Source organism: Streptomyces sp. NRRL WC-3549 (genome assembly GCF_000721935.1).
GTDB lineage: Bacteria > Actinomycetota > Actinomycetes > Streptomycetales > Streptomycetaceae > Streptomyces.
Map to the genome: position 1 here is coordinate 111745 of NZ_KL585423.1, position 1489 is coordinate 113233.

2 pseudogenes are annotated in these 1489 nt (G+C 77.2%); both read right to left on the reverse strand.

Annotation, left to right across the window (positions count from 1 at the left end):
• A pseudogene (locus IH13_RS0126870) lies at positions 1 to 801 on the reverse strand (hypothetical protein); the annotation flags it as partial.
• Positions 798 to 1489, reverse strand: a pseudogene (locus tag IH13_RS0126875) (lipopolysaccharide biosynthesis protein); the annotation flags it as partial. The pseudogenes IH13_RS0126875 and IH13_RS0126870, both read right to left, overlap by 4 nt.

The window sequence follows — 1489 nt, forward strand, 5'->3', positions numbered from 1 at the left end:
GGGGAGCCGGCCCAGCAGCGGGGGGCCGAAGCTGGTGGCGGAGGTGAAGAGCACGTTGAGCGGGCCGAAGAGGGTGGTCGCCCCGCGCAGCGCGCCGACCACCAGCGGGGTGCCGACGGCGCCGAGGCCCAGCACCGAGAGCTGGCCGGTCGCGTTGCCGACGCCGAACTCCACGACGAACCGGCGGCCGAGGTGCCCGCGGCGGAGCAGCACGCCGATCCGCGGGCGGGTGCCGGCCGTGCGGCGGTGGAGCAGGGCGGCGGACAGCAGCAGGGCGGGCAGTGCGGACAGCCCCCAGACCAGGACGAGCCGCCCGGCGCCGGCACCGTGGGGCTGGGCGGCCAGGGCGGCCAGGACGCAGCCGAGCCGCACCGTGTCGGCGAGCAGGGCGAGATGGGGCAGGTGAAGGGTGGAGAAGGCGTAGCGCAGGGTGTCCTGGCCGAGCACCACGGGCAGGACCAGCCCGAGCATCACCAGGGCGTGGGCGGTGTCGCCCGGGAGCAGCAGGCAGACGGCGGCGAGCGGGGCACCGATCGCGCTCGCGGCGAGCAGGGTGAACACCACGGCCGAGCGGCACGCCCCGCGGGTCTCGCCCCCCTCGCCGCGCCGCAGCACCAGCGGCTGTCCGGTGTAGGCGCCGAAGACGCCCAGCAGCACGGTGAAGACGAGGTAGACGGCGGAGAAGCGGGCGAACCCGTCCACGGTGGAGAGCCGGGCCGCCGCCACCAGCACCAGGATGTTGGTCAGTGCGGCCACCCCCTGGTCCGCGACCGAGCAGACGATCGCGGTACGTGCCCTCACGGGCGTCCGGCGGGGGTGCCGAAGGGGCTGCGCAGGCCGAGGGCGTCGGCGGGGTCACCGGTCGTCCCGTCCCGGCCGGCCCGCCCGGACGCGGGGCCCTGGGCGCCGGGCCCGCGGCCGCGCCGCCTGCCGGGCTTCCCGCGCCCGTCGTCGTGCGTGCCGTCGCGCGTGTCCCCGCGGGCCTCCTTGCGCGCCTCTCTGCGGGCGCGCCGGCCGCGGGCGGGGTGGAGCAGGGCGCCGAGGACCGTACCGCCCGAGGCGCCGACGACCTCGCGGATGCGTTCCAGGTCGCTGCGGTGCACCTCGCGCGGGTCGCAGACGACCATGACGCCCTCGACCCGGTCGACGAGGGCGACGGCGTCCGCGTACGACAGGACGGGCGGGGCCAGCACGATGACGACGGCTCCGGGCCGGTCGCCCTCGGAGAGGATCCGTCCGACGGCTGCCGAGGTCAGCGCTCGGGGCACGTTGTCGACCGGCTGCCCGGCGACCAGGGTGAAGGCGCCGGAACCCGGTACGTCGACGTTCGCGCGGCTGCCGGCGGGCCAGCCCCTGTCCTCGTCGCCCGGGGCGGCCCAGCGGGTCCTTCCCTCGCGGGCCACCGTGCCCAGCCGTGGGGCGAGCGAGGGGGTGCGCAGGTCGGCCTCGACGAGCAGGACGTCGCGGCCCCTGTCTCTTATACACATCT